Genomic DNA, 5,880 nt, shown 5'->3' on the forward strand with positions numbered 1-5,880 from the left:
TGTTGTAATTGAAGTAAAAAGAGATACGTGAGGTAGTAATGTTGATTTCCAAGCACTAAAATATCCTTCCTATTGCACTAGACTCAGTCAAGAAGATTAATTAGACATTTATACAGATTATTTAGCTGTACATCAAGAGGATGTAAATGCAAAAGAAGCATTATTAGAATTTTTAGAGGTGGAAGATGAAGAGGAATTAAATTCCACGTTAAATGGTGTGCAACGAATCATTATAGTGGGAAAAGAATTTGATAAACGTATTCTTTCTGTATGTACTTGGTTATATGAAAATAATATTGATATTAAATGTGTGACGATAAAGCCTTATAAATTTAATGATGAATTAATTATTGATACTAAACAAATTATTCCTCCCTGTAAGTTAGAGGACTATTATATTACGAAAAAGGCGGAAAAGCAGAAAAGAACCATTCAAGGAGACAAGAATGTTGTAGAATTTTTACAAGCTGTTCAACAATCCATTACGACTCAAACCAATTATTCAGGTAGATATGGTGGCAGGAGAAATTATTTTAAAGGTCATAGGTTTTTAGGGTTACCTTGGAATTTCGTTTTTGGTTATAAAAAAGATGGAACTGCTACAATTTCGTTGGAATCGCATGAGTTTGAAGGAACAAATGAGATTAAAAGGATAGCAGAAAACTACTACTCACAATTACAACAAACATTAGGATTCCCTATTGAATTTAGTGAAGGTGTTAAAAATAAAGACTGGTTTAGACTAATTGTAAAATTTCAATTAGATACGGATATACCCTTAGAGGAACGTGTTGAAAGTTATATTGAAGTTTTCATTAAATACTTTGAGTTTATTAACAAGTTGAAGGGAAATACTGTCCTATAATTTAGTTAGAAGCTATTAATTTTAGAAGAAGAGAGCATGCATTAAACCCCTTTCAATAACTGAAAGGGGTTTAATAGATTATAGATTAAATCATTTAGTGAGGAAGGCCCTTAAGCTAGAATTACTCAGTGCCACAAAAATACAATTCAGCTTTATTAAAGGCATCGATTCATCGTATCTTTTGCTTCCTCATCCACTGAGTAGCAACCCACTTCTCACCAGTAGTCACAGGTGCGCCCCCATGTAAAGTTAATTCATTTAAGGTTTGATCGTTATAGAAATACTCGAAGTAGACTGCCATGCCTTTTTTAGGCGTTACTGTGAAATTTAGCTTAGGGAAAAAGGTTTCTCCGCCTTCTTCTACATCATTTAAGTACATGACAAGGGTACTGATTCTATTATTGTTTGCTGCTTTGCTTGTTGATGAAAAGAAATCAAAATGAGCTTTATATTCTTGACCAGGCGTATACTTAAGGATTTGAAGGCCTTCTCCGTGTTCGATGGGTATATTCATAACAGCTGAGATTCTTTTTTCGACTCTAGCAACAATCGCGTTTTCACTTTCTTCAATGAACGTACCACTACTTGTTCTCTGCTCATTTACTTCGCGTGTTGCTCCAATTTTGGATCGTTTCATTCGGTCCATCGACAATCTGATCAGTTCATCGCACTCTTCGTGGCTTAACATATTTCCTAATACCACTATTAATGGTTCCTCTAATCTAGCAACTATATCAATCTCTCTATCTGTCATTATTTTATGTCCCATGTGATCAAAAATCGTTTGCTCCTTCTTTTCCGTTATTAACATCACAACACCTCTTCATCTATTTAATTTTGTACATATTTCATTTATATAACCAGGATAAAAATGTAATTTTATTACTTTTTATGGAATTAATTTTATTCAATTTTATCATATAATTTATATGAATCTAAACTTTCAGAATATTTTATTGGGATTATTTTTTTAGATATATTAATGGTAATGGGAGAGGAAACATTTACTGTAAGGAACAATATGTTTGTGCCAAAGGGTCTAAATAAATTTGAAAATTACATAAACCTCTGAATAGGGAAAACCCGTTTATAATAGAAAATGATATTTTAGACGGAGGTACATGTATGCAGAAGTGGATAGGAAATCGACCAACAATAGGTCAGAAAGCCTTAGTGACAATGTATGGAAAAGTTTTAGAGCAAGCACGACATACCGTTATAAATTCAACGGATACTGTCTTAAAAGTGATAGAGGCGGAGTTTGATAAGAAAAGTGGTAGGGATGTAAAGGGAGTATTGGTATTAACAACGACATCTCTCCTGTTTCTTTCTAGAAGTGAAAATATGGTTTATACACATGACCAGATTAGTGATATCCGTGTTCAGAAAGAGAACAAGGATAAAAATGAGTGGCAGCTGACAATGAGTATTGGATACATGCCACGTAGATTTGATGATATTAAAATTAACGATGACAGCAAGGAGTTTATTGAAATCCTTGAGCATATTGTCCATCACAAATCAGCTAATGTACTTACGACAGTTACCCATAATTTTGATAATTTCTTACACGCAGATAGATTAAATGATTTGCGATCTAATAACGTGAAAATAACAGCATTTGTTATGAAGCGTGATAATCTTGGTCATGCAAAAAATGGAGAAAGACTGCTAAGAGAAAAACATAGAGATGCGAAGCTAATTGCGGAAGGCTACTATCAAAGCACAAAGAAAAAGGGCAACTTTGTTTTAGTAGAAGATACGGATATTTTAGTTTATGAATATGACGATAAGGAACGAGCAGCAACTTTAATGAATAGATGGCCTTTTACGTTCTTTTCTCATGCAGTCGTTGATCAGTTTGCGATGAAAACTGTCATAAGCAGAGAAGAAGGAGAGTTAGTTTTAACTAGCTCGGGTAAGAAGTTTGTTGGGCTTTTAGTGGATGCTAAAATAGCTTTCGAGTCAAAAGAGAGAAAATGGTATCAGAAGGTGCTTGGCTTCCGCAGTGGGAAGTGGTGGAAAAGAGCAGTTGCCTCGTTTATGTATGTATTCGGCTTTATAATCATTCTTGCAATGATTTTTGGAGAAGACACTACTGAAACAGACGCTATTACTCCAGATACGAAGACAGCTGATGAGCAATCTAATAAAACAGATGCTGAAGCAGACCGTTTAGCAGAGGAACAGCAAAAACAAGAAGAGGCAGATCGACTAGCTGAGGAACAACGCAAGCAAGAAGAAGCGAATCGTTTAGCAGAGGAAAAGGCTAAGCAAGAAGAAGCAGAACGTTTAGCTGAAGAGCAACGCAAACAGGAAGAGGCAGATCGTTTGGCAGAGGAACAACGTAAGCAAGAAGAAGCTAAACGAGTGGCAGAAGAGAAAAAGTCTAATGTAAAATATAAAAACTGTACGGAAGCCCGTAATGCTGGTGCAGCACCGATTCATCAAGGAGAGCCAGGGTATGGCAAGCATCTTGATCGTGACGGCGATGGCATTGGCTGTGATAGATAAATTTTAGGAAGTAATTTCTATAATATATTAGAAGAGAGTATTTAAACGATTGTCGTTTGAATACTCTCTTTTTATTTGCGTCCCTGTGTCAGAAACATTCACGTTAGTTCAAACAAACGTGAATGTTGTGAAATTCATGTTTGTTTCTGAAACAGGGAACATACAAAAGCAAATAATTATCAAACTATTAACATTCCTCAGTATTCATATGACAAAAAAATGATTAATGTTAGAAAGTGTATGTAATTGATACAATTTGTAGAATTTTATCATGTTCTGTAAAGGGGAGAAATTATGAAAAGAAAACTTTGGAAGCAAATAATGGTTGCAGTATTATTTGTTTCAACTATTTTGTCATTTTCACCGGTTGCACACGGAAAAACGACTTCCGTTCAACAATCGATACATTCATTAGAAATAGAAATGAAGAAAGCGGCTCTGTCTTATGTAGAGCCTGCTTTAAAAGGGGAATTGGTCTCCAGTGCTTCCCTTGACCCAGTGCTAAACAGTGTAAAGAAAAACTATCAAACAACTAGAAATGTCATTCTCACATCTAATCTTTCAGCAAAAGAAAAACAAGAGAAGCTAAAAGAAATAGAGGCATTGTATCAAGAGAAAATAGGGAAGGGCCTAATCCCTTACGTCGATGCCTATAACTACGCAACGAAGTACTTAGATCCTTTACTAAAGGAAATAAAAGAAGCAGAGGCAAAAAATGACTTTATTGCAGTTGAACAAGCCTATCACAAGCTATCAGTGCAACTTAAGTCAAGAACTACTATTTTGTATCGTGTAACAGGAAAGGCACCCCGCGACCTCTTGTTAGAAAAATATAAAAAGCCAGCAGATCAAAAACGTGACGAGTTGGTGGTTCCTGTGACAATTATTATGAAGCTAACAGGCGCCCAACAATTATATTTGGGTGGAAAAAAAGAAGAAGCAGTAAAAGTGATTAACGATGTTCCAACCCTCGTAGCCAAATTATCTAGTAAGCAAGCATTTCATCAAGCATTGATAAAAGAGCTAGAGAGGCTCCAAGCCATCTACTCCCCAGTCGTTGTAACCCCGGTATACCCAGCAGCAGGTACGTCGGAAGGTGGCGTGTTACGTTTGCCTACAAATCTAGCAATCCTACCAGATGATTCCCTTGTAATTTCTGATCAAGGAAATCATTTAATTCGTCGACTTAGTAGTGGAAGTCTTTCTACCTATGCAGGAATGATTTTGACGGTAGATAAAGATGGTTCCCCGCTTGGGGGCTTGCATAATGATGTAAAGGATAAAGCCATTTTTTCTACCCCTTCAGGACTTGTAAGTGATTCCAAGGGAAATGTGTATGTAGCAGATACAGCAAACCATGTGATTCGGAAAATAACAAATGAAGGACAAGTGATTACCTTAGCGGGAAATGGCCGACCTGGGTTAATGGACGGTAAGTCAACTGCTGCTAGTTTTTATTTTCCACAGGATATTGCAGTTTCCACAGATGGCATAGTATATGTGGCTGATACATTAAATCATGTGATTCGTAAAATCGACACAAGCGGTAATGTCACGACGCTTAATACACCTTCCTTGCGTCCAGCAGAAATTGCTGATGGAGTGATTGAGAGTGCAGGAGATTATCTAGATGGAACGCTAAGCCAAGCAAAGTTTAATGAGCCTTCTAGTCTTGCAATAGACGAGAAAGGAAATCTATATGTGAGTGATACAGGAAACCAAGTTATACGTTATATCGATTTCATGACAAACAAGGTGACTACTGTTGCAGGAAATGTATCCTCAACAAATGGTTTATACAGTGATGGTGGATTTAAAGATGGTAATGCTTTAGTTTCTCAATTCTCTATACCAAAAGGGATAGCGATTACTCCAGAAGGTGGTCTATTAATTGCGGATTACGGAAATCATGCTATTCGTTACTACTATAAAGGTACAGTAAGTACTATCGTTAAAGACTTGCAGTTCCTGTCAAATCTTGTAGTGACTAAAGAAGGAACAATCTTTGTTACCAATAGCCATACCAATCAAATTATTAAAATAACCAAATAACGAGAGGAGGAGAAGACTTGCTTAGAGAAATTAAGAAATTTAAACTAAAAGATACTTTCTATGCAGAACTTATTTTAAATGAATTAGAAACTTCTAACCCAAGTAAGGTTAAAGCAACTGAGATTAATAAGTATCCTTCTATTTCAAGAGATATTTCTATAGTTGTTGAAGATGATACAAATGCAAGTGATCTTATTAAACTTATTGTTAAAGTAGGTGGAAAACTTGTTAAAACTGCTGAAGTATTTGATATTTATAAGGGTGAGCATATTAAAGAAGGTTATAAGTCAGTTTCTTTAAATATCGTTTATGAAGATAAAGAGAAGACGCTTAAAGTAGATGATATTAATGAACCTCATCAAAAGATAATGGATGAGTTAAATAAACACTACGAAGCTAACTTAAGAAGTTAATGAGTAGCAATAAAGGACCGAAACTATACATCGGTC

The 5,880-nt window shown here is 35.5% G+C and carries 5 protein-coding genes; 4 read left to right on the forward strand and 1 reads right to left on the reverse strand.

The genetic code is table 11. The features are described 5' to 3' along the window. Positions 1-178: 178 nt before the first annotated feature. Complete coding sequence (locus AC06OU_RS12815; protein ID WP_475856240.1) at positions 179-865, forward strand: hypothetical protein; 687 nt, start codon at positions 179-181, stop codon at positions 863-865. 169 nt (positions 866-1,034) lie between these two features. On the opposite strand, the gene AC06OU_RS12820 is transcribed toward AC06OU_RS12815, so the two are convergent. After that, entirely contained in the window at positions 1,035-1,676 is a 642-nt protein-coding gene (locus AC06OU_RS12820) for a 2OG-Fe(II) oxygenase (protein WP_475856241.1), read from the reverse strand. A 314-nt stretch (positions 1,677-1,990) separates the two neighbouring features. On the opposite strand from AC06OU_RS12820, the gene AC06OU_RS12825 reads away from it, so the two are divergent. From AC06OU_RS12825 to AC06OU_RS12835, 3 genes are all read left to right on the forward strand, one after another. Continuing rightward, positions 1,991-3,379 (forward strand): excalibur calcium-binding domain-containing protein, encoded by a 1,389-nt coding sequence (locus tag AC06OU_RS12825; RefSeq protein ID WP_475856243.1) that lies wholly within the window; start codon positions 1,991-1,993, stop codon positions 3,377-3,379. A 294-nt stretch (positions 3,380-3,673) separates the two neighbouring features. Next, positions 3,674-5,431 carry an NHL domain-containing protein gene (locus tag AC06OU_RS12830; RefSeq protein ID WP_475856244.1) on the forward strand — a complete coding sequence of 586 codons (1,758 nt, stop codon included), beginning with the start codon at positions 3,674-3,676 and terminating at the stop codon, positions 5,429-5,431. A 17-nt stretch (positions 5,432-5,448) separates the two neighbouring features. Then, positions 5,449-5,844 carry a phenylalanine--tRNA ligase subunit beta-related protein gene (locus AC06OU_RS12835; RefSeq protein ID WP_475856245.1) on the forward strand — a complete coding sequence of 132 codons (396 nt, stop codon included), beginning with the start codon at positions 5,449-5,451 and terminating at the stop codon, positions 5,842-5,844. Positions 5,845-5,880 lie beyond the last annotated feature (36 nt).

This window comes from Psychrobacillus sp. (assembly GCF_056205495.1).